General features: G+C 49.9%; 18 protein-coding genes. 9 read left to right on the top strand and 9 right to left on the bottom strand.

Features of this window, described 5'->3' with window-relative positions; all coding sequences use genetic code 11:
* Positions 1 to 8: 8 nt before the first annotated feature.
* On the bottom strand, positions 9 to 2,435 hold the full coding sequence (gene hrpB, locus AC6R03_RS15110) for an ATP-dependent helicase HrpB (RefSeq protein ID WP_500630141.1): 2,427 nt from the start codon (positions 2,433 to 2,435) through the stop codon (positions 9 to 11).
* A 114-nt stretch (positions 2,436 to 2,549) separates the two neighbouring features.
* On the opposite strand from hrpB, the gene sfsA reads away from it, so the two are divergent.
* The 7 genes from sfsA (at position 2,550) to panC (ending at position 8,583) form a co-directional block, all read left to right on the top strand.
* Positions 2,550 to 3,272 carry a DNA/RNA nuclease SfsA gene (gene sfsA / locus AC6R03_RS15105; RefSeq protein WP_487902106.1) on the top strand — a complete coding sequence of 241 codons (723 nt, stop codon included), beginning with the start codon at positions 2,550 to 2,552 and terminating at the stop codon, positions 3,270 to 3,272.
* 140 nt (positions 3,273 to 3,412) lie between these two features.
* The gene (gene dksA, locus AC6R03_RS15100; protein ID WP_500630129.1) at positions 3,413 to 3,859 is read left to right on the top strand and encodes an RNA polymerase-binding protein DksA; all 447 of its coding nucleotides are present in this window, start codon (positions 3,413 to 3,415) and stop codon (positions 3,857 to 3,859) included.
* A gap of 77 nt (positions 3,860 to 3,936) precedes the next feature.
* Complete coding sequence (gene gluQRS, locus AC6R03_RS15095) at positions 3,937 to 4,830, top strand: tRNA glutamyl-Q(34) synthetase GluQRS (RefSeq protein ID WP_500630130.1); 894 nt, start codon at positions 3,937 to 3,939, stop codon at positions 4,828 to 4,830.
* A 142-nt stretch (positions 4,831 to 4,972) separates the two neighbouring features.
* Positions 4,973 to 6,334, top strand: a complete 1,362-nt coding sequence (pcnB, locus tag AC6R03_RS15090) for a polynucleotide adenylyltransferase PcnB (RefSeq protein ID WP_500630131.1) — start codon at positions 4,973 to 4,975, stop codon at positions 6,332 to 6,334.
* Positions 6,331 to 6,819 (top strand): 2-amino-4-hydroxy-6-hydroxymethyldihydropteridine diphosphokinase, encoded by a 489-nt coding sequence (gene folK / locus AC6R03_RS15085; protein WP_500630132.1) that lies wholly within the window; start codon positions 6,331 to 6,333, stop codon positions 6,817 to 6,819. Before pcnB ends, folK begins: the two co-directional genes overlap by 4 nt.
* Positions 6,820 to 6,856: 37 nt before the next feature.
* Positions 6,857 to 7,651 (top strand): 3-methyl-2-oxobutanoate hydroxymethyltransferase, encoded by a 795-nt coding sequence (gene panB, locus AC6R03_RS15080; RefSeq protein WP_334553917.1) that lies wholly within the window; start codon positions 6,857 to 6,859, stop codon positions 7,649 to 7,651.
* Between the two features lie 11 nt (positions 7,652 to 7,662).
* A complete protein-coding gene (gene panC, locus AC6R03_RS15075) occupies positions 7,663 to 8,583 on the top strand; it encodes a pantoate--beta-alanine ligase (protein WP_500630133.1) in 921 nt (306 codons plus the stop codon).
* Between the two features lie 96 nt (positions 8,584 to 8,679).
* On the opposite strand, the gene AC6R03_RS15070 is transcribed toward panC, so the two are convergent.
* The 3 genes from AC6R03_RS15070 to AC6R03_RS15060 all read right to left on the bottom strand — a co-directional run bounded on the left by AC6R03_RS15070 (position 8,680) and on the right by AC6R03_RS15060 (position 12,295).
* Positions 8,680 to 9,450, bottom strand: a complete 771-nt coding sequence (locus tag AC6R03_RS15070) for an ABC transporter permease (RefSeq protein ID WP_334553913.1) — start codon at positions 9,448 to 9,450, stop codon at positions 8,680 to 8,682.
* Positions 9,450 to 10,367, bottom strand: coding sequence for an ABC transporter ATP-binding protein (locus AC6R03_RS15065; protein ID WP_334553911.1), 918 nt, complete (start codon positions 10,365 to 10,367; stop codon positions 9,450 to 9,452). The genes AC6R03_RS15070 and AC6R03_RS15065 overlap by 1 nt, the downstream gene beginning before the upstream one ends.
* A 257-nt stretch (positions 10,368 to 10,624) precedes the next feature.
* The gene (locus AC6R03_RS15060) at positions 10,625 to 12,295 is read right to left on the bottom strand and encodes a SulP family inorganic anion transporter (RefSeq protein ID WP_500630134.1); all 1,671 of its coding nucleotides are present in this window, start codon (positions 12,293 to 12,295) and stop codon (positions 10,625 to 10,627) included.
* A 348-nt stretch (positions 12,296 to 12,643) separates the two neighbouring features.
* On the opposite strand from AC6R03_RS15060, the gene can reads away from it, so the two are divergent.
* Positions 12,644 to 13,312, top strand: a complete 669-nt coding sequence (gene can / locus AC6R03_RS15055; protein WP_334553908.1) for a carbonate dehydratase — start codon at positions 12,644 to 12,646, stop codon at positions 13,310 to 13,312.
* A gap of 88 nt (positions 13,313 to 13,400) precedes the next feature.
* On the opposite strand, the gene hpt is transcribed toward can, so the two are convergent.
* The gene (hpt, locus tag AC6R03_RS15050; RefSeq protein WP_334553906.1) at positions 13,401 to 13,931 is read right to left on the bottom strand and encodes a hypoxanthine phosphoribosyltransferase; all 531 of its coding nucleotides are present in this window, start codon (positions 13,929 to 13,931) and stop codon (positions 13,401 to 13,403) included.
* A gap of 329 nt (positions 13,932 to 14,260) precedes the next feature.
* On the opposite strand from hpt, the gene AC6R03_RS15045 reads away from it, so the two are divergent.
* Positions 14,261 to 14,875, top strand: a complete 615-nt coding sequence (locus AC6R03_RS15045; protein WP_487902112.1) for a LuxR/HapR/OpaR family quorum-sensing transcriptional regulator — start codon at positions 14,261 to 14,263, stop codon at positions 14,873 to 14,875.
* 166 nt (positions 14,876 to 15,041) lie between these two features.
* On the opposite strand, the gene lpdA is transcribed toward AC6R03_RS15045, so the two are convergent.
* From lpdA to pdhR, 4 genes are all read right to left on the bottom strand, one after another.
* Positions 15,042 to 16,466, bottom strand: coding sequence for a dihydrolipoyl dehydrogenase (gene lpdA, locus AC6R03_RS15040; protein ID WP_334553903.1), 1,425 nt, complete (start codon positions 16,464 to 16,466; stop codon positions 15,042 to 15,044).
* Between the two features lie 232 nt (positions 16,467 to 16,698).
* Positions 16,699 to 18,648: a pyruvate dehydrogenase complex dihydrolipoyllysine-residue acetyltransferase gene (gene aceF / locus AC6R03_RS15035; RefSeq protein WP_500630135.1), complete on the bottom strand. Its 1,950-nt coding sequence runs from the start codon at positions 18,646 to 18,648 to the stop codon at positions 16,699 to 16,701.
* Between the two features lie 19 nt (positions 18,649 to 18,667).
* Positions 18,668 to 21,331, bottom strand: coding sequence for a pyruvate dehydrogenase (acetyl-transferring), homodimeric type (aceE, locus tag AC6R03_RS15030; protein ID WP_500630136.1), 2,664 nt, complete (start codon positions 21,329 to 21,331; stop codon positions 18,668 to 18,670).
* A gap of 48 nt (positions 21,332 to 21,379) precedes the next feature.
* Positions 21,380 to 22,150 (bottom strand): pyruvate dehydrogenase complex transcriptional repressor PdhR, encoded by a 771-nt coding sequence (gene pdhR / locus AC6R03_RS15025; protein WP_334553897.1) that lies wholly within the window; start codon positions 22,148 to 22,150, stop codon positions 21,380 to 21,382.
* Positions 22,151 to 22,295 lie beyond the last annotated feature (145 nt).

The following is a 22,295-nucleotide window of genomic DNA, read 5'->3' as shown; positions in this document are numbered from 1 at the left end:
CCTAATCACTATGACGACAGGTGTTTTTTGGTTTTCGTCGTTGCCACATGATTGGCAGGATCATCCGGCCAAACGTGTTTGGGGTAGCGCCCCTTCATCTCTTTTTGTACTTCCACGTAGCTGCCTGCCCAGAACCCTGCGAGATCTCGGGTGATCTGCAACGGTCTGCGCGCCGGAGAGAGCAGCTCCAATACTAAGGTTTTGCGACCGTCGGCAATGCATGGCGACGTCTGCTCGCCATACACTTCTTGAATTCGAACCGACAGCACGGGCTCTTGTCCATCTTGATAACGAATCCGCGCTCGTGTGCCCGTTGGCAGCGTGTAGTGCGTAGGCAGCCACTCGTCCAACTGCTGATTTAACGGCCAGCCCAAATAGGCCAGCAGCGCTTGCTCTATCGATATCGATGCCAACTGCTCGACCGACGTGACCTGATTCATATACGGCTCTAGCCAGTGCTCTAGAGCCGCCAATAAGCCATCCTCAGAGCAATCTGGCCAATCGTGCTCTGGCAGCCACTGCGCAGCGCAGCGAATACGCTCTAACGTGTCACGCGCGCGATCAGACCACTCTAATACAGACAAGCCTTTACGACGTACATAGCTCAGTAAAGCTTGTGTCATTTTTTCTTTATCTGGCGTTGCCATTGCGGTTCGAGACACCACGAGCGCGCCGAGCTTCTTCTGTTTCTCGGCGACTAAGCGGCCTTTTTTCTCATTCCAATCAACCCAGTCATGATCAGTAAATAACGACGGACAACGCTGCTCAAGCACCGAGACATCACAGGCTTGCGCAAGGTGAATACGTGACGCGTCCGATTGGCTGCGTAGTAAGTCAATCACCACCAAATACGGCGCATCGGCGAGCGGTTCGCTGTCATCAAGCTCTGCGCCATGACCATTGGCGAGCAAGAAGGTACCGGCGCCGCTGCTGCGTTGCTGCGCAATGCGTTCAGGATAGGCACAGGCCAGAGCGACCGGAACAAGGGCATCATCTAACGCCGCCAATGGCGCTGTGATGGCGAGCATCTTCGCTAGCGCCGCCGCGCGCGCACTGACCACTTTTTGCTTGCTGTGTTGGCCTTGGCGTAAACGCCAAACGCTGGTGCGAAAATCGAGCGTGTGACGCTCTGGCTCTTCCAGTAACGCCGCTACCCATACGGCGCTTTGCTGCCAGCGCTGCTCGTCGCTGTGGAGTAACATCGCCGCCAGTCTCGGCTCCAATCCAAGTGCACAGGCGCGCTGACCTTGTGCGGTTAATAATGCCTGCTCGTTGAGTAGACCGAGTGATCGTAGCAATTGACGCGCCTGCGCCAACGCGACTTTGGGTGGCGGGGTCAGCCAGGTCAGCTCATCGCTGTCTTGTGTTCCCCACTGCGCCAGCTCCATCGCAAGAGCGGAGAGATCGGCATGCTGCATCTCTGGCGCGGGCACATCTGGCTGCTGACTCAGTTGACTTTCACTATACAGTCGTACGCACAGTCCGGGCTCAATACGCCCTGCACGACCCGCGCGCTGCTCAGCAGAGGATTTGGCAATGCGGACTTGCTCCAATTTAGTAATGCCTGTGCGGCTATCACACTTGGCAATGCGCTCGACGCCGCTGTCGACGACTAGACGAATGCCTTCAATGGTCAATGAGGTTTCAGCAATATTGGTCGCCAGAACCACCTTACGTTGCGGCGCCGGTGCGATCGCCGCTTGCTGCTCGTTAAAACTGAGCTGACCATATAAAGGGCAGACGAGGATACCCTCGCCCAAATCTTCAAGACGCTGCGCCACGCGCCGGATAGCAGCAACACCAGGGAGAAACGCCAGCAACGAACCAGACTCGGTCGCCATCAAGTGGCGGATCTGCTTCGCCATCGCCTCTTCTAGCCCTTGATTCGGCTTAAGGGGCTGGTAGCGATACTCAATCGGGTAGCTGCGCCCGTGCGATGCCACATACGCCGCGTCAGGCATGATGGTTTGCAGCGCTCGCTGGTCGAGCGTCGCCGACATCACCACCAGCTTTAAGTCATCGCGCAGCGCTTGCTGAATCTCAAGGCAGAACGTCAACGCGGTGTCGGCGTGTAAGCTGCGCTCATGAAACTCATCAAAGATGATCATATCAACACCGCTCAGCTCAGGATCGGACTGGATCATGCGCGTTAAGATACCCTCGGTGACGATTTCAAGCTGTGTCGCTTGGCTGACTTTACTCTCACCGCGCATCCGATAGCCGACGGTTTGTCCAACCCGCTCCCCACACTGCTTCGCCAAATAGTGCGCGATATTTCTCACCGCCAAGCGTCTGGGCTCAAGCATGATGATTTTTCCCTGCACAATGCCTGCGTTGAGCAGTTGCAGTGGAAAGTAGGTCGATTTACCGGCACCCGGCGCCGCTTTGAGGATCAGTTGAGCGTGATGCGCGACGCCTGCGAGAAGCTCGGGCATCACGTCTTGAATCGGCAGTTGTGACAATGGAGAAACCTTATGCTCTAATTGAGAGCTCAATTGTACATAAAAACAGTACTGATCCTAACTCTCTCACTCTGTTAAGTCTTAGTTATGAAGTTTTCCCCCTCTTTGCAACGCGCCACACTCATCCAGCGCTATAAACGCTTTCTCGCCGACGTCACCCTGCCCGATGGCAGTGAGCGGACCATTCACTGCGCCAACACAGGAGCAATGACAGGTTGCGCCACGCCGGGTAATCCGGTGTGGTATTCGACCTCAGACAACCCAAAACGCAAGTACCCCAACAGTTGGGAGCTAACTCAAACCGCGCAGCAGCATCGCATCTGTATTAACACCGCGCGCGCCAACGCATTGGCTGTCGAAGCGATTGAAAATGGCACCATCAAAGAGCTGCAAGGCTATGAGCGACTTCAAACTGAGCAGAAGTATGGCAGTGAAAATAGTCGGATTGATATCTTGCTCTCTGCACAATCCAAACCAAACTGCTATATAGAAGTGAAAAGTGTCACCCTGTTGGATGAAGCGCAGAATCAGCAAAAGGGACAAGGTTACTTTCCTGACGCCGTAACAACACGTGGTCAAAAGCACCTAAGAGAACTGACCGAGATGGCACAAAGTGGAAGCAGAGCGGTACTTTTATTCACCGTTTTACATTCAGGTATTGAAAAAGTCTCTCCTGCCCACCATATAGACGCCGATTATTCACAATTACTCAAAACAGCAATAGAAAACGGGGTGGAAGTCTTGTGCTACAAGGCCACGCTCAACGAGGATGAGATAGCACTAGTAGAGCCGCTCAATTTTCGGTGCTAGGGGCAAAAAATGATGTCGCCTTCACATTGATTGTAAGTTTCATCTCTAGTATTTGCCTCGGTTGATTCTTTTTGCTATAGATACCCGCCTTAAAATTAACTGCAGAGCGCAGTTGACTAGGTGTTAGTAGGAGATGCTGCATGCCAGAATCAAAGAAAAAAGCGCTAGGCATCCTAGCCATTGCAGGGGTTGAGCCATACCAAGAAAAAGCAGGTGAAGAGTACATGTCACCTGAGCAAATGGCTCATTTTACAAAAATTTTGACAGCTTGGCGTAACCAGCTCAGGGAAGAAGTTGATCGCACTGTGCACCACATGCAGGACGAAGCCGCGAATTTCCCTGATCCCGTTGACCGCGCCTCACAAGAAGAAGAATTTAGTCTAGAACTTCGCAACCGTGACCGTGAGCGTCGCTTGATCAAAAAGATTGAGAAAACGCTAAACAAGATCGAAGAAGATGATTTTGGCTTTTGCGAATCTTGTGGCGTCGAGATTGGCATCCGTCGTCTAGAAGCTCGTCCTACCGCTGACCTTTGTATCGACTGTAAAACGCTTGCAGAGATCAAAGAGAAGCAGATGCAAGGTTAATCCTGCATCACCCGCTGTATCCTAGTCACTTAGGGTATACATTAAGGGAGCATTGGCTCCCTTTTTGGTTTTTATCTATGACGAATATGATTGGCCGTTTTGCTCCCTCCCCCTCAGGCCCGCTCCATTTTGGCTCATTGGTTGCCGCCCTCGGCAGTTACTTTCAAGCCAAAGCGCAGCAAGGGCAGTGGCTGGTACGCATCGAAGACCTTGATCCTCCACGAGAGGTGCCAGGGGCAGCCGATCTCATCCTAAGAACCTTAGAAGCGTATGGCCTGCATTGGGATGGTCAGATCCTTTACCAAAGCCAGCGTGTAGACGCTTATCAAGCTCAAATTGACCAGTGGCGACGCAGCGGCGATGCCTATTTGTGTCAGTGCACGCGCAAACAAATCAAAGCGACGGGCGGCTTTTACTCGGGCACTTGCCGTGACAAAGCGTTGAGCGACGCCACATCGTGCGCAGTCAGGCTCACCATGTCCCAGCCAACGTATCAGTTTGACGACCTCAAACATGGCACCATTGACATCCCACGCGCGCTCGCAGATGAAGATTTTATTATCAAACGTCGCGATGGCTATTTTGCCTATAACCTTGCGGTAGTATTGGATGATATCGAGCAAGGCGTGACTCAAGTGGTGCGCGGCGCCGATTTGATTGAGCCTACAGGCAGACAAATCAGCCTGTATAAATTGCTCGGACAAACACCGGTGAGCTATTTGCACTTGCCGCTCGCCATCGGTGAGAACGGGCAAAAGCTATCGAAACAGAACCATGCGCCGGCGATTGACCTACAAGACCCGATACCCGCGCTGCTCGATGCGATGCGCTTTTTGGGTTTACCAATGACGCCGGAAGTCTCCTCTGGGAGCGTGGAAGAGATCATCGCTTGGGGCGTGGAGAATTGGTCGATTGAGGCACTCCCTCAGCCGATCGAGATCACACCCATATTCTCAAACCGCTCCCCGTAGGCTATCATTAGCCGCAAATTCGCGCCGAATTGGGCTGAACATGACCGCAACGCCTAAGGAAAACCAAGGCTCAGCACGCAATCTGCATACGGATTGGAACATCAACCTGACTAGGCAAACACCGAATAACAGCTAGAAGCACATGAATAAAAACGACGATACACCCAACGAAACTCAAGTTTATCCGCAGCTTTCGTTAAATATTATTACTCGCCAAGAGCATAATATCTCACGCAAACAGATCAGCGATAATGCATTGAAGGTGCTATACCGTCTTCATGGTGCAGGCTATGACGCCTACCTCGTAGGAGGAGGTGTTCGCGATCTGCTGCTTAATCAATCCCCCAAAGATTTTGATATAGCGACCAATGCGACCCCGGAACAAATCCGCCAACAGTTTAAAAACTGTCGCTTAATCGGTCGACGTTTTCGTCTCGCGCATATCATGTTTGGTCGAGACATCATCGAGGTGGCGACGTTCCGCGGCCATCACCAAGAGCCAAGCAAAAACGTCTCTCAACAATCGAAAGAAGGGATGTTGCTGCGCGATAACGTCTACGGCACTGTCGATGAAGACGCTGAGCGCCGCGATTTCACCGTGAACGCGATGTACTACAACATCAGCGACTACTCGATTCACGACTACGCGGGCGGCATGGAAGACCTCGAAGATAAGCTGATTCGCTTGATTGGTGATCCCGACACACGCTATCGCGAAGATCCTGTGCGCATGTTGCGCGCGATCCGCTTTGCGGTGAAGTTGGACTTTGATATCGAAGAAGAGACCGCAGCCCCAATTGAAGAACTGGCGCACCTTCTTCAAGACATCCCTGCTGCGCGCTTGTATGAAGAGTCACTCAAGATGCTGCAATCGGGCTATGGCTTAGAGACGTATCACTTGATGCGTGAGTACAACCTGTTCCAGCAACTCTTCCCGACCATTGCTCAGTACTTTACCGAAGATTACTCGTCTCCAACCGAACAGATGCTGGATCTGGTACTCGACTCTACCGATCAGCGCATTGAGGAAGGCAAGCGCATCAACCCTGCCTTTATGTTCGCGGCGATGCTGTGGTACCCGTTGCAAGAAAAAGCCGCTCAGTTGATGGAAAAGCAAAAGCTCTCTGAGTATGACGCCATTATGGAAGCGAGCAACCTAGTGCTCGATGAGCAAGTGCGCACCATCGCGATTCCTCGTCGTCACACTGCAACCATTCGTGAGATCTGGCAATTGCAGCTGCGTATGCCGCGCCGCAATGGCAAGCGTGCGTTCCGCCTGCTTGAGCTTAACAAGTTCCGCGCTGGCTTTGATTTCCTAGAGATGCGCGGTGAAGTCGAGCAAGGGGAGACCCTAGCGCTGGCCAAATGGTGGGAGACCTTCCAAAACGCCGGGCGAAATATGCGTCAAGCTATGGTCGCTGACCTCGATGCCAATGAGACCGGCGAGACAAAAACACGTCGCCGCAGAACCAACCGTAAAAAGCGCAGCAAGGCGTCATCATGATCACCGCATACATTGCTGTCGGAAGCAATTTGTCTGATCCTGTGACCCAAGCGAATGAGGCCATTGAAGCGCTCAAATCGCTGCCAAAATCGCGCTTTATCGCCACCTCCGCGCTCTACAGCAGTAGCCCTATGGGGCCACAAGATCAGCCGGATTACATCAATGCCGTGGTGGCGATTGAAACCGGATTAACGCCCATTGAACTGCTCGATTGCACCCAAGCGATTGAACAATCTCAAGGGCGTGTCCGTAAAGATGAACGCTGGGGCCCAAGAACCTTAGATCTCGATATCATTCTTTACGGCAATGAGGTGATGGATTCCGAGCGATTAACGCTTCCTCACTATGGAATGAAAGAGAGAGAATTCGTTCTCTACCCGCTCGCCGAAATCGCACCAAATTTAACGCTCCCAGATGGGGCCAGGCTCTCTGAACTGCTCAAGCAAGTAGACAGAAACGGCCTGCGTCAATGGCAGTCGTCTTAATGATTGCGCCTGCCACCCTCATGGTAAGGAAAGAAAAATGAAAAAAATCTCGATTAATGACTTGATGAAATGGAAGCAAGAAGGCCGTAAGTTCGCCACCTCGACGGCGTACGATGCCAGCTTTGCGCAGTTATTTGAAAGTCAGGAAATGCCTGTTCTTTTGGTGGGTGATTCCCTTGGTATGGTATTGCAAGGCACGACCAGTACACTGCCAGTCACAGTTGATGAAGTGGCTTACCATACTCGCTGCGTACGTGCGGGCAGCCCAAACTGCCTACTGATGGCGGACATGCCTTTCATGAGCTATGCCACACCGGAACAAGCGTGTGAAAACGCCGCAACGCTGATGCGTGCCGGGGCAAACATGGTCAAAATCGAAGGTGGCGACTGGTTAGTTGAAACCGTAAAAATGCTGACTGAGCGCGCCGTACCTGTGTGTGCGCACCTTGGCTTGACGCCGCAATCTGTCAATATTTTTGGCGGATTCAAAGTGCAAGGTCGTGAGCAAGACAAAGCCGATCGCATGGTGCGTGATGCGCTTGCGCTTCAAGAAGCGGGCGCACAAATCATCTTGCTAGAGTGTGTTCCTGCCGAGCTGGCAAGACGCATTACCGAAGTGTGTGATGTGCCAGTGATTGGTATTGGTGCGGGCAATGTGACCGATGGTCAGATCCTCGTTATGCACGATATGTTCGGTATTTCAGCCAATTACATGCCTAAGTTCTCGAAAAACTTCCTTGCCGAAACGGGCGACATGCGTAAAGCTGTAGCGAAATACAAAGAGGATGTAGAGAGTGGTGCGTTCCCAGATGACGCTCACACGATTGCTTAAGGATCAAACCCATGCAAACTTTTGCTGATATTGCCGCTCTTAGAGAGCAAATCAAACAGTATAAGCGTGATGGCCGTCGGGTTGCTTTTGTTCCCACTATGGGCAATTTACACGAAGGTCACCTGACGCTAGTGCGCAAAGCGCGTGAAAACGCCGATGTGGTGGTGGTGAGTATTTTCGTTAACCCCATGCAGTTTGATAGAGCGGATGATCTCAATAACTACCCGCGCACACTCGACGACGATTTAGCCAAACTCAGCGGTGAAGCCGTCGAGGTAGTCTTTACGCCGACACCTGAGACCATCTACCCTGAAGGGCTCGATAAACAGACATCGGTCGATGTCCCAGGTTTATCCACCATTCTTGAAGGTGCTTCACGTCCTGGGCACTTTAAAGGGGTTGCGACCGTGGTGACTAAGCTGTTCAACATCGTTCAGCCTGACGTTGCCTGCTTTGGTGAAAAAGATTTCCAACAGCTGGCGGTCATTCGTAAGATGACGCTCGATCTGGCGATGGATATTGAGATCATTGGTGTACCGACCGTGCGTGAGATGGATGGATTAGCCATGAGTTCACGTAACGGCTTGCTGACGCTTGAAGAGCGTCAACTCGCCCCGGTATTAGCACGCACGATGCGCTGGATCAGCAGTGCCATGCGTGGTGGGCGCGATGACTACGCATCGATCATTGAAGATGCGAGCGATCAGCTCCGCGCCGCAGGCCTGCAACCGGATGAGATCTTCATTCGAGATGCACGCACCCTGCAAGCAATCACCACAGAGACCACCCAAGCGGTGATCTTGATGTCGGCCTTTTTGGGTAAGGCTCGCCTTATCGACAACCAAGTGGTCGAGTTAACTTCCTCATCGGACGTCAGTGGCAACGAAGAAGATGAAGCGACCAGCGAGAGCGCCGAGTCGAGCAAAGCATAATTGCCGGTACGTAAATCGCAGAACGTAAAAAGGTTGGCATTTCGCCAACCTTTTTTGTTCCGCTCTTTTTTGTTCCACTAAAAGAGTCATCTCAGTTTAAGAACGCAAGCCGATGCCTTTGGTGACGAGGTAGTGCGCCACGCCATACAAGGCCAACACAAACACACTCAAGACCCCAAAAGAGGTGACAATACCCACGTCAGACACGCCCAGAAATCCGTAGCGGAAAGCGTTCACCATGTAGACGATAGGGTTTATCTTCGATACCCCTTGCCAAAACTCAGGCAACAAGCTGATCGAATAGAACACGCCCCCCAAGTAGGTCAACGGTGTCAAAACAAACGTCGGGATGATAGAGATGTCATCAAAGGTTTTTGCGTAGACGGCATTGATCAATCCCCCTAAAGCAAACACCACCGAGGTCATGAATACTGTCGCGATGATGATCCCCCAGTGCTCCACTTGCAGGTCAACAAACAGCAGTGACACAAAGGTGACGATGGTGCCGACCAATAGCCCACGCACCACACCGCCCATCACAAAGCCTAGAATGATCACATAGTTGGGCACTGGCGCGACCAACAGCTCTTCAATATTGCGCTGAAATTTGGCACTGAAAAACGACGAGGCGACATTCGAGTAGGAGTTAGTGATCACCGACATCATAATCAAACCCGGTACAATGTACTCCATGTAGCTAAAGCCGTTCATTTCCCCAATACGCGACCCAATCAAGCTGCCAAAAATAATGAAGTAGAGCGTCATGGTGATTGCCGGCGGCACCAAGGTTTGCACCCAGATACGGGTAAAGCGGTTGATCTCTTTGGTTAATAGACTGCAAAACGCCGTCCAATACAACTGAAGCATTACTTCGCCCCCTCTCTAACGATGGTCACGAACAGCTCTTCCAAACGGTTCGCTTTGTTGCGCATTGACTGAACCGTAACACCTTGCTCACTCAATTGGCTGAAGATGTCGTTCAAACCTTGCGACTTGTCGATCTCAATCTCCAAAGAGCCCGCCGTGAGCTGCTGACGAATCACGCCCTCTAATGGCGCGACCTCGACACCCTCTTGCAGATCCAGGATAAAGGTTTCCACCGTCAGCTTACTCAGCAAGGATTTCATGGTGGTGTTTTCAATCAACTCACCTTTACTGATGATGCCAATATTGCGACACAACATTTCCGCTTCTTCGAGGTAGTGCGTGGTCAGAATAATGGTGATACCCTGCTCTTGGTTGATCTCTTTTAAGAACTGCCACATCGAGCGACGCAGCTCGATATCAACGCCGGCGGTCGGCTCGTCGAGAATTAAGAGTTGTGGCTCGTGCATCAGCGCACGGGCGATCATCAAACGGCGCTTCATGCCACCCGACAGATTGCGAGCACGCTCGGCGCGTTTTTCCCACAAATCGAGCTTGGTGAGATACGTTTTCGCCCGCTCTTTGGCTAGTGACTTAGGCACACCGTAATACCCGGCTTGCTGCAATACGATCTGCTCAACGGTTTCAAACTGGTTAAAGTTAAACTCTTGTGGAACCAAGCCTAAGTTTTGTTTGGCGAGCTCAAGATCGGTATCAATGTCATATCCGAACACTTTCACCGTGCCTGAAGTCTTGTTAACCAATGACGAGATGACGCCAATAGTGGTGGATTTACCCGCACCATTGGGCCCAAGCAAGGCGTAAAAATCCCCTTTTTTGACCTGTAAGCTGATTCCTTTGAGCGCTTCAAAGCCACCGGCGTACGTTTTACGTAGCTGGTCTATTTCTAGTGCATACATAATGGTTGTCTGTACCTGTTGGTCTTGCTTATCGCCTCAGAATTGGGGCGATGAATGGTAATCAGTGTATCGGCGAACGCGGTTGATTACAATTAAACCTTTCGACTTTTTTGGAAATATAGAAATCAGAAGTTATAACGAAAACATATAGCCTGAAAAATTAGAGCGTGAAAAGGAAACGTGATAGGAAGGGTGGATTCGCACCGGATAAGCTCCCCACTGCGTAAGGCGAATGGGGAGCGTACACCGAGTTTCAATTAGATCGAGTCACCGATTTCCGGTGTCTCATCGACATGTTTCAGCGCGGCTTTCAGTGCTTCGTAACGGAACTTAAAGGTGTTGTCACTTGGCACGAGATCAATCACGTGGAACTTCTCAAGTTGCTGACGGGTATTTTCGTTCGGGCAGAGCAAGTAAACCTGACATTTGGCGTCCAATGCGTCTTTGATGGCGTTTTCCAACGCAAGCCCGACGGTGACATCAATCATAGGCACATCAGTCAAATCTAAGATCATCGCTTGATAGTCAGAGATACTGCTGTGTTGACGCGAAATCGCTTTAGAGACACTGAAAATCATCGGACCGGAAAGATAGAAGAACAACACTTTACCGTTGGCTTTATCGAGTAAGGCGCGCTCGCTGTCAGTCAGTGGTACATCGTCTTGGTCCGCATCACTGATTGCTTTAACCTGCCTCGCTTGCTCGCGGCTAAGGCGCTCAATGATGATAATGTTGGAGATAAACACTCCTAGCCCCACAGCGACAATCAAATCCACAAACACCGTCAACAGCATCACACCATACATGACGGCCATGCCCGGAAAGCTAACCTTGTGCGCACGCTGGATAAAACTCCAGTCAAGAATGTTAAATCCGACATACACCGCAATACCAGCCAACACCGCCATCGGAATAGGTTCGGTTAAGCCACTCGCCACCAAAACCACTAAGGCCAAAATCAGTGCTCGAATCACGCCTGAGAGCGGAGAACGTGCCCCCACTTGAATGTTGGTCACCGTGCCCATGGTTGCGCCCGCCCCCGGCAGAGCACCAAAAAGACCTGAGACCATGTTGGCAAGGCCCTGACCACGGAGCTCTTTGTCGGAGTCGTGCTCTTTACGCGTGAGCGAGTCACCGATAACCGCAGTCAGCAAGGTATCGATACAGCCCAGCGTGCCCAGTACCAAGGCATCGATCACCATTTCCACCAGCATCGAGGGATCGATATGCGGCATCACCAGAGAAGGCAGCCCCGCAGGAATTTCACCAATCCGACGAATCGCGTCAGGCTCAAACAGCACGACGGAGAGCAAGGTCACCGCCACAAGCGCAACCAACTGCGCAGGGACATATTTGCGATACTGTTTAGGGAAAAAGAACAGAATGGCCAAGGTCAACGCGCCAAGAAGCAGCTCACTGAATTTCATGTTGGCCAAAGTGTCAGGCAAAGCGGAAAGCGTCCCAACCACACCACCCGCTGGGGCGGCATGCCCCAATAACGGCGAGAGCTGAAGGATAATCAAGATCACGCCAATACCCGACATAAACCCGGAGATCACGCTATATGGCATCAAAGTGACGTATTTTCCGAGCTTTAATGTTCCAATCAAGATCTGGAATGCGCCCGCCATCATCACCACGGTGAAGGTCATCGCCATACCCGTTTCAGGGTATTTGGCCATCATGCTGGTGAGAACGGCGGTCATGATCACTGTCATTGGACCCGTCGGCTCTGAGATTAAAGTATTCGAACCACCGAACAGGGCAGCGAACAGACCGACCATGATCGCCCCCCATAAACCCGCCTCAGCCCCAGCGCCTGACGCCACACCAAACGCCAGTGCGAGTGGCAGAGAAATGATCGCAGTGGTCACACCGCCAAACAGATCGCCTTTAATATTGATATCTTCAAATCGATTTCCAAGCACAACCTTGCTCCATGCTTAACAACATCTTTCACCACTTAGCTTCAGCGCGTGAATACCAAGTGGAAAACCAATAACCATAAAATTTATGCTACTATCTGACGTGAAAAATCAGATTATTGAGGCGAAATGCCGCAAAAACATCACTCTAACAAATGTTACCCCTCAGCAGTAACAGTAATTGGTATCACATTCCGACTACTTTATAACTGTTTGTTAGGATCTCGACTAAGTTTATGTATTTTCATCCCTAAACTCGTCAGATGAGTGCCTTTTTACTGATTTTTTACGAGTATGAATTTGTAACATTATGTATAGTGATGAAACATTTTTTTAGGATTGATAAGTAAGATGCCAGAGATTAAACAGTTATTTGATAATAACTCTAAGTGGTCAGAGTCGATCAAAGCCGAGCGACCTGAATATTTTACTCAATTGGAACAAGGACAGAGCCCAGGCTTCTTGTGGATTGGCTGTTCAGACAGCCGTGTCCCAGCAGAGCGCCTAACCGGGTTGTACTCTGGTGAGCTCTTCGTTCATCGAAATGTGGCAAACCAAGTCATTCACACCGACCTCAACTGTTTGTCTGTGGTGCAATACGCGGTGGATGTGTTGAAAGTGAAGCACATTATCGTGTGTGGTCACTATGGCTGCGGCGGGGTGAAAGCGGCGATCGACAATCCGCAACTTGGTCTGATTAACAACTGGCTACTACATATTCGCGATCTCTACTTTAAGCATCGTCACTACCTTGATGGCATGCCGTTAGAGGATCAAGCGGACAAGCTGGGTGAAATCAACGTTGCGGAGCAAGTGTACAATTTGGGCAACTCGACCATTATGCAAAATGCGTGGGAGCGCGGTCAGGACGTGGAAATTCACGGTGTTGTGTATGGGATTGGCGACGGTAAACTGGAGTATTTGGGCGTGCGTTCAAGCTCAAGAGAATCGGTCGATGACTCTTATCAGAAAGCGATGGAAGCGATCCTAAACCCAGAACAGAAACTCTTGTGTCGCTAAGTTCATTGACACACATGGCCTAATAACAACAATGCCCGCAATCGCGGGCATTGTTCAATGTCGTGTTGCCAGTTTATGTGTGACCACTTTATTCCTGTGGCACCACTTTACCGATGTAAGGAAGATGGCGATACTTTTGCGCGTAGTCAATACCAACACCAACGACAAACTCATCCGGGATTGAGAAACCAATCCAATCCACAGGCACCTCGACTTCGCGACGCGAAGGCTTATCAAGCAGCGTACAGATGGCGATCGATTTAGGTTCACGCAGCGACAAAATTTCTTTGATTTTGTTGAGTGTGTTGCCTGTATCGATAATGTCTTCAATAATCAGCACATCCTTGCCTTTAATGTCGTCATCGAGATCTTTCAAGATGCGAACATCGCGTGAGCTTTCCATGGTATTGCCGTAGCTAGAAGCCGTCATGAAGTCTACTTGATGCGTCAGGTCAATTTGGCGCGCTAAGTCGGCCATAAAGACAAACGAACCACGCAGCAATCCAACCAACACCAAGTCTTCACTTCCTTGGTAGTGCTCGGTGATCTGCTTGCCCAGCTCATTTACTCGCGCCTGAACATCTTGCTCAGAAATCATCACTTCTACTGTATGTTTCATACCCATCTCGTCTTTCGTTTTGCCAGTACCTGAAGGATAGCGTATTAGCGCCTATGTGCCCGTTCCGAGCCGTTTGACTCGCCGGTACTGCTAAATGATCAAGCGCGTAGTCTAACACTTGAGCGCTCACTCTTAAACGTTTGCTTGGATGAAAACCCAGGGACTGATAAAAATGAAATATTAGTAACTAACAAAATTGATTATTAAATCACCTCAAAACGTTGACCCAAAGTATATGCACCATTACACTCATCAATGCTACGGCAAATAATAAAATACTAAATAGGGCTTAGCCCACAACGACAACTCAATTGGCAAGGAAATGAACTATGGATTCTATAGCGAAACGACCCCGTACACGCCTTTCTCCACAAAAACGCAAACAGCAGTTGATGGAAATCGCCTTGGAAGTGTTTGCTCGCCGCGGAATTGGACGTGGCGGCCACGCTGACATTGCAGAGATCGCACAAGTCTCTGTGGCGACGGTGTTTAACTACTTTCCTACCCGAGAAGATCTCGTCGATGACGTTCTAAACTATGTCGTCAGACAGTTCTCCAACTTCCTCACCGACAATATTGACCTAGACCTCCACGCGAGAGAGAACCTGCACAATCTGACCTCTGCGATGGTTGAGTTGGTGCTCAATGATTGTCACTGGCTCAAAGTGTGGTTCGAATGGAGCGCCTCGACTCGTGATGAAGTCTGGCCGCTGTTTGTCTCCACCAACAGCACCAACCAACTGCTGGTGCAAAATATGTTTGTGAAAGCCATCGAGCGCGATGAAGTGTGTGACAAACACGATCCTGTCGATCTCGCGACCCTGTTCCACGGCATGTTCTACTCGCTGTTCATTCAAGCCAATCGTATTCAAGATACTGAAGCGATGGAGAAACTGACCAACAGCCACTTAAACATGCTCTGTATTTACAAGCGCGATCAGTAATACGCTCGCCAACTACGCCTATTCGCTATGCCTGATCTTTAACGTACAGGAGCGAGCACAGTGAATAGGCATAAGTGAATAGGCATAAGTGAACAGGCATAAGTGAACAGGCATAAAAAAACCGCTGACTTATCAGCGGTTTTTCTCTATTTCAGTCTAAGAAGGATTACTTCTTCTTCGCTTTCGGGTTTGGAAGGTCAGTAATGGTGCCTTCAAACACTTCCGCGGCTAGACCGACAGACTCATGCAGAGTTGGGTGAGCATGGATAGTCAGTGCGATATCTTCTGCATCACAACCCATTTCGATAGCTAGGCCGATTTCACCCAACAGTTCACCACCGTTAGTACCGACAATCGCACCACCGATAACGCGATGTGTATCTTTATCGAAAATAAGCTTCGTCATACCGTCTGCACAGTCAGATGCAATAGCACGACCAGACGCCGCCCACGGGAAAGTAGCCGTTTCGTAGTTGATGCCTTCTGCTTTCGCTTCTTTCTCAGTCTTACCAACCCACGCCACTTCTGGCTCAGTGTAGGCAATCGAAGGAATGACTTTCGGGTCAAAGTAGTGCTTCTTACCAGAAATCACTTCTGCTGCAACGTGACCTTCATGCACACCTTTGTGCGCTAGCATTGGCTGACCAACGATATCGCCGATCGCGAAGATGTGTGGGATGTTGGTACGCATTTGCTTGTCAACATTGATGAAACCGCGCTCGTCGATTTCAATCCCAGCTTTCTCACCATCGATAAGCTTGCCGTTTGGCACACGACCGATAGCCACAAGAACCGCATCGTAGCGCTCTGGCTCCGCTGGTGCTTTCTTGCCTTCCATTGATACGTAGATACCGTCTTCTTTCGCTTCAACAGCGGTCACCTTAGTTTCAAGCATCAAGTTGAACTTGTTCTTAATACGTTTGGTGTAAACTTTAACGATGTCTTTGTCTGCCGCTGGGATAACTTGGTCGAACATTTCAACCACGTCAATTTGAGAACCCAGAGAGTGGTAAACCGTACCCATTTCTAGACCGATGATACCACCGCCCATGATCAGCAGCTTTCCTGGTACTTCTTTCAGCTCAAGTGCATCCGTTGAATCCCAAATACGTGGGTCTTCATGCGGAATGAATGGAAGTTTGATAGGTCGAGAGCCCGCAGCAACGATAGCGTTATCAAAGTTAACGACCGTTTTACCGTCTTCACCTTCCACTTCAATCGAGTTAGGACCCGTGAACTTACCAAAGCCGTTCACCACGTTCACTTTACGCATCTTAGCCATACCGCCAAGACCGCCAGTCAATTGGTTGATCACTTTCTCTTTCCACAGACGAATTTTATCAATGTCTGTTTGTGGCTCACCGAACACGATACCGTGCTCAGCCAAAGCTTTCGCTTCTTCGATCACTTTTGCCACATGTAGAAGCGCTTTTGATGGGATACAACCCACGTTCAAACAAACACCACCTAGGGTGCTGTAACGCTCGATAAGAACAGTGTCCAGACCTAAGTCTGCACAACGGAATGCAGCGGAGTAACCAGCAGGACCGGCACCAAGTACTACCACCTGGGCTTTAATTTCTTTGCTCATTTTGACCTCTTGTAGTCATTATCCCTAACAGGCTGAGTGAGTATGGAATCTATCGTTCAACGAATGGTTTGTTTTTCAATATTATTTTCAGACCGCCAACAGTTTACAGAGATGTTAATGGTGTGAAAAGTAAATCCATTTAGCCTGTGAGCTAGACAACAATTCACGAATGAACTGCTGAATATAGAAAAAGTGACTCCCCTTTATACCGAGGGTAAAGGGGAGTCATGAATTACAATACTAGACGACGAATGTCAGATAGACACGCGTTTAAGTAAGTAATGAAACGTGCACCTTCTGCACCATCAATCACACGGTGATCGTAGGAGAGAGACAGTGGAAGCCGTAGGCGCGGTTCAAACTCTTTACCGTTCCACACTGGCTTCATTTCAGACTTAGACACGCCAAGGATACCAACTTCCGGAGCATTAACGATTGGCGTAAACGCCGTACCGCCGATACCGCCAAGACTTGAGATAGTGAAACAGCCACCTTGCATGTCAGCCGCTGTGAGCTTGCCAGCACGTGCTTTCTTAGACACGACCATCAGCTCTTCAGACAGCTCGTAAATGCCCTTCTTGTTCACATCTTTAAATACAGGAACAACTAGGCCGTTTGGCGTATCTACCGCAATACCTACGTTGACGTATTTCTTCAGAATCAGGCTCTCACCGTCATCAGATAGAGAAGAGTTGAACGCAGGGAACGCTTCAAGTGCTTTCGCTACCGCTTTCATGATGAACACAAGTGGCGTGATCTTCATGCCCGTGTCTTTCTTCGCTTCGATGGCGTTCTGCTCTTTACGGAACGCTTCTAGCTCAGTGATGTCTGCGTTGTCCCATTGGGTCACGTGCGGGATCATCACCCAGTTGCGGTGTAGGTTTGCACCTGAGATCTTCTTAATGCGAGATAGCGGCTGAGTTTCTGTCTCACCGAACTTGCTGAAGTCCACTTTTGGCCACGGGAGTAGACCAAGAGCCGCGCCGTCGCCTTTACCAGATGCGGCTGCACCTGCGCCAGACTCAAGACGCTTAAGCGCTTCTTTCACGTAGTTCTGAACGTCTTCCTTCAGGATACGGCTCTTACGACCGCTGCCTTTAACCTTAGAAAGGTTAACGCCAAATTCACGCGCTAGACGACGAACCACCGGAGACGCGTGAGCGTACTCATCATTGTCTTGGAAGTCGCCAGCTGCTGGAGCTACTGCCGCTGGTGCTTCTGCTTTAGGCGCTGCCGCTGGTGCTTCTGCTTTAGGCGCTGCCGCTGCAGGTGCTGCCGCTTGAGCTGGAGCCGCTGCCGGAGCAGGTGCTGCGCCCGCTACTTCGCCTTCCGTTGTAGAGAAAATCATGATGAGTGAGCCAGTAGACACTTTGTCGCCAGCTGCAATCTTGATTTCTTTAACTGTGCCAGCGAATGGTGCAGGCACTTCCATAGAAGCTTTGTCACCTTCAACAGTGATTAGAGATTGCTCTTCTTCCACTGTGTCGCCAACCGCAACCATGATCTCAGTAACTTCAACTTCGTCGCCGCCGATATCTGGAACGTTCACTTCTTTTGCCGCTGCGGCCGGCGTCCCGGACGCTGCTGGAGCTGCTGCCGCAGGAGCTTCAGCTGCCGCTGGTGCGGCTGAAGCGCCTGAACCTGCTGTTTCGAATACCATGATAAGTGAGCCAGTCGATACTTTATCGCCTGCTGCAACTTTGACCTCTTTTAGCGTACCTGCGAATGGCGCTGGAACTTCCATAGACGCTTTGTCGCCTTCAACAGTGAGAAGAGATTGCTCTTCTTCGATGCTGTCGCCAACGGCAACCATGATTTCAGTAACTTCTACTTCATCACCACCGATGTCTGGTACGTGAACTTCTTTTAGTTCTGCCGCTGCTGCTGGAGCTGGAGCTGCTTCTGCCGCAGGAGCAGGTGCAGCGTCAGCTGCACCCGAAGCGCCGGCCGCCTCGGTTTCGAAAATCATGATTAGAGAACCAGTAGAAACCTTGTCGCCTTCTGCAACTTTGATTTCTTTAACGATACCCGCTGTCGATGCAGGCACTTCCATAGAAGCTTTATCGCCTTCAACTGTGATCAGAGACTGCTCTTCTTCAACCTTGTCGCCAACGCTTACAAGAATCTCAGTAACTTCAACCTCATCCGCACCGATGTCTGGTACATTAATTTCGATTGCCATTTCTTATCTACCTTCTTAATTAAGCGTATAGCGGGTTTGTTTTCTCTGTGTCGATGTCGAATTTCTTAATTGCTTCTGCAACTACAGATTTCTCAACTTCGCCACGTTTCGCTAGTTCAGTTAGCGCTGCTACTACTACGTAACCTGCGTTCACTTCGAAGTGACGACGTAGGTTTTCACGGCTGTCTGAACGACCGAAGCCATCAGTACCAAGAACTTTGAAAGACTCAGCAGGAATGTATGCACGAACCTGCTCTGCGTAGTTCTTCATGTAGTCAGTGGCTGCGATAGCAGGTTCAGTACCCATTACTGTTTGAATGTAAGGTACTTTCGCTTCCGCTTCTGGGTGAAGCATGTTGAAACGCTCTGCATCTTGGCCATCGCGAGTGAGTTCGTTGAATGACGTTACAGAGTAAACATCAGAAGCGACACCGTAATCTTCGCTTAGGATTTGAGCTGCTTTACGTACTTCATTCATGATAGTACCAGAGCTCATCAGCTGAACTTTCGCTTTGTCGCCTGTGTAAGTTTCTAGCTTGTAGATACCTTTACGGATGCCTTCTTCAGCGCCTTCTGGCATTGCTGGCATTGCGTAGTTTTCGTTCATTAGCGTTAGGTAGTAGAACACGTTTTCTTGTTCTGGACCGTACATGCGACGGATACCGTCTTGCATGATGACCGCGACTTCGTACGCGAAGGTTGGGTCGTAAGAAATACAGTTAGGAACCGTACCCGCCAAAATGTGCGAGTGACCATCTTCATGCTGTAGACCTTCACCGTTCAACGTTGTACGACCCGCCGTTGCACCGAGTAGGAAACCACGTGCTTGTTGGTCACCAGCCATCCACGCCATGTCGCCCACACGTTGGAAGCCGAACATTGAGTAGTAGATGTAGAACGGGATCATTGGTAGGTCGTTTGTCGAGTATGAAGTCGCAGCAGCAACCCATGAAGACATCGCACCCAGCTCGTTGATACCTTCTTGTAGAACCTGACCTGAAGTCGCTTCTTTGTAGTAAGAAACAACGCCACGGTCTTCTGGTGTGTAAGTTTGGCCGTGCGGGTTGTAGATACCAATTTGACGGAACAGACCTTCCATACCGAATGTACGTGCTTCGTCAGCAATGATAGGAACGATGTTCTTACCAACGTTCTTGTTCTTAAGTAGAACGTTTAGTGCACGTACGAATGCCATAGTAGAAGAGATATCACGCTTCTGTTCTTCTAGTAGTGGCTTGAATTCTTCTAGCTCAGGAACGATGAATTCTTGAGTGAATTTTGGTAGACGCTGTGGCGTGTAGCCGTGTAGCGCTTTACGACGAGCGTGTAGGTATTCGTACTCTTTTGAACCTTCTTCAAGTTTCAGGTACGGAAGTTCTTTCACTGCTTCGTCAGTTAGGATGTCTTGAAGACCTAGACGATCACGTAGGTGTAGTACGTGCGTCATATCCATCTTCTTAACTTGGTGCGCGATGTTCTTACCTTCAGCCGCTTCACCCATGCCGTAACCTTTAACAGTCTTAGCTAGGATTACTGTTGGACGACCTTTCGTTTCTGCCGCGTTTTTGTATGCCGCGTATAGCTTAGAAGACTCGTGACCACCACGCTTAAGTGCGAAGATTTCGTCATCAGTCATGTCAGCAACAAGTGCAGCTGTCTCTGGGTACTTACCAAAGAAGTGCTCACGTACGTACGCGCCATCTTTTGATTTGAATGTTTGGTAGTCGCCGTCGATGGTTTCGTTCATCAGTTGAAGAAGCTTACCCGTCGTATCTTTGGCGAGTAGTGAATCCCAGTTGTTACCCCAGATGACTTTCACTACGTTCCAACCAGCACCTTTGAACAGACCTTCAAGTTCTTGAATGATCTTACCGTTACCCATAACAGGGCCATCTAGACGCTGTAGGTTACAGTTGATGAGGAAACATAGGTTGTCTAGTTTCTCACGCGCAGCGAAAGAGATAGCACCACGTGATTCTGGCTCATCCATCTCACCGTCACCTAGGAAGGCGTAAACGCGCTGCTCTGACGTATCTTTAAGACCACGGCCTTCTAGGTACTTAAGGAAACGAGCTTGGTAGATAGAAGCGATTGGACCTAGGCCCATCGATACTGTCGGGAACTGCCAGAATTCAGGCATCAGTTTAGGGTGCGGGTATGAAGGAATACCTTTTCCGTCTACTTCTTGACGGAAGTTGTCTAGCTGCTCTTCAGTTAGACGACCTTCAACGAATGCACGTGAGTAGATACCTGGTGAAATGTGACCTTGGTAGTAAACCAAATCGCCACCATCCTTCTCGTTCGGTGCACGGAAGAAGTGGTTAAAACAGGTTTCGTAGAACGCAGCAGAAGACTGGAAAGACGCCATGTGGCCGCCTAGCTCTAGATCTTTCTTAGATGCACGTAGAACGATCATGATTGCGTTCCAGCGGATGATGGAACGGATACGGCGCTCAAGCGTAGTATCACCAGGGTAAGCTGGTTCTTGGTTCGCTGGAATCGTGTTGATGTAGTTGGTTGTGATGCCTGTTGGCATATCAACGCCGTCTAGGCGAGCTTTGTCTAGAACTTGCTCTAGTAGGTACTGTGCACGTTCTACACCTTCTTCACGAACTACTGACTCAAGAGCTTGTAACCATTCTTGAGTCTCAAGTGCGTCTACGTCATGCTTCATGTCAGACATGGCGATCTATCCTTCTGTTGGTTGGATCTACTTATTTAAGTAACGGTTTTAGTTAGCATCGTTACCTTGCTGAATTCGACGCAAAGAGCGTTCTCTGCGCGACTCTTCACGAGTCAAATCCAACAATGTTTCTTCGATATAAGCTAAATGCGAATGGGACATCTCACGCGCTTTTTCAGGTTGGCCTGAAACAATCGCATCCACGATATTAGCCCTGTGTCTACTTACTTTCTCCACCACTTCATCGCGGCGGTGTAATAGTTTTAAATTCTGTAATACGTTCTGCTCAAGCAAAGGCGCAAGGCTGCGAATAATGTGCAGCAACACCACATTGTGCGCGGCTTCGGTTAGGGCAATCAAAAACTGCACCACCGCCGCGGCTTCCGCGTCCACTTCTTTTGTGGACTGAGCTTGTGAGATGATCTCTAAACAAGCCTGAATGCGAGCAAAATCTTCTTCGGTACCACGTAGAGCTGCAAAATAAGCGGCAATCCCTTCCATCGCGTGACGCGTTTCCAGCAAGTCCAATTGAGTCTCAGAATGACTCGATAGGAGATTGAGTAAAGGATCCGAAAAACTGGTCCAAATCGTTTCACTGACAAACGTCCCTCCCCCTTGTTTGCGGGTCAAAAGACGTTTCGCTTCTAAGCGCTGAATGGCTTCACGGATAGACGGACGAGACACATCGAACTGCTTCGCCAGTTCGCGCTCGGGTGGCAGTTGTTGCCCCGGCGAGAGTGTACCTTCCACAATCAACCTTTCTAACTCTTGCTCAATCACATCGGAGAGTTTTGGCTGACGAATCCTTTGATAAGCCATAGTTGTTATTCTTCTTTCTCTTTGCAGTCAATTGGTAATACCAATTTTATCTTGGCGAGGAAATTAACATAATTAAAACGCAACTTCCAGCCAAAATTTGATTCAAATCATAGAACGACTCATGCGGTCACAGTTTGATAACAGC

The organism is Vibrio sp. R10-SG-ISO4 (assembly GCF_059834135.1).
The sequence above is the reverse complement of the archived record's forward strand: the minus strand, read 5'-3'. Positions and strand labels throughout refer to the sequence as shown.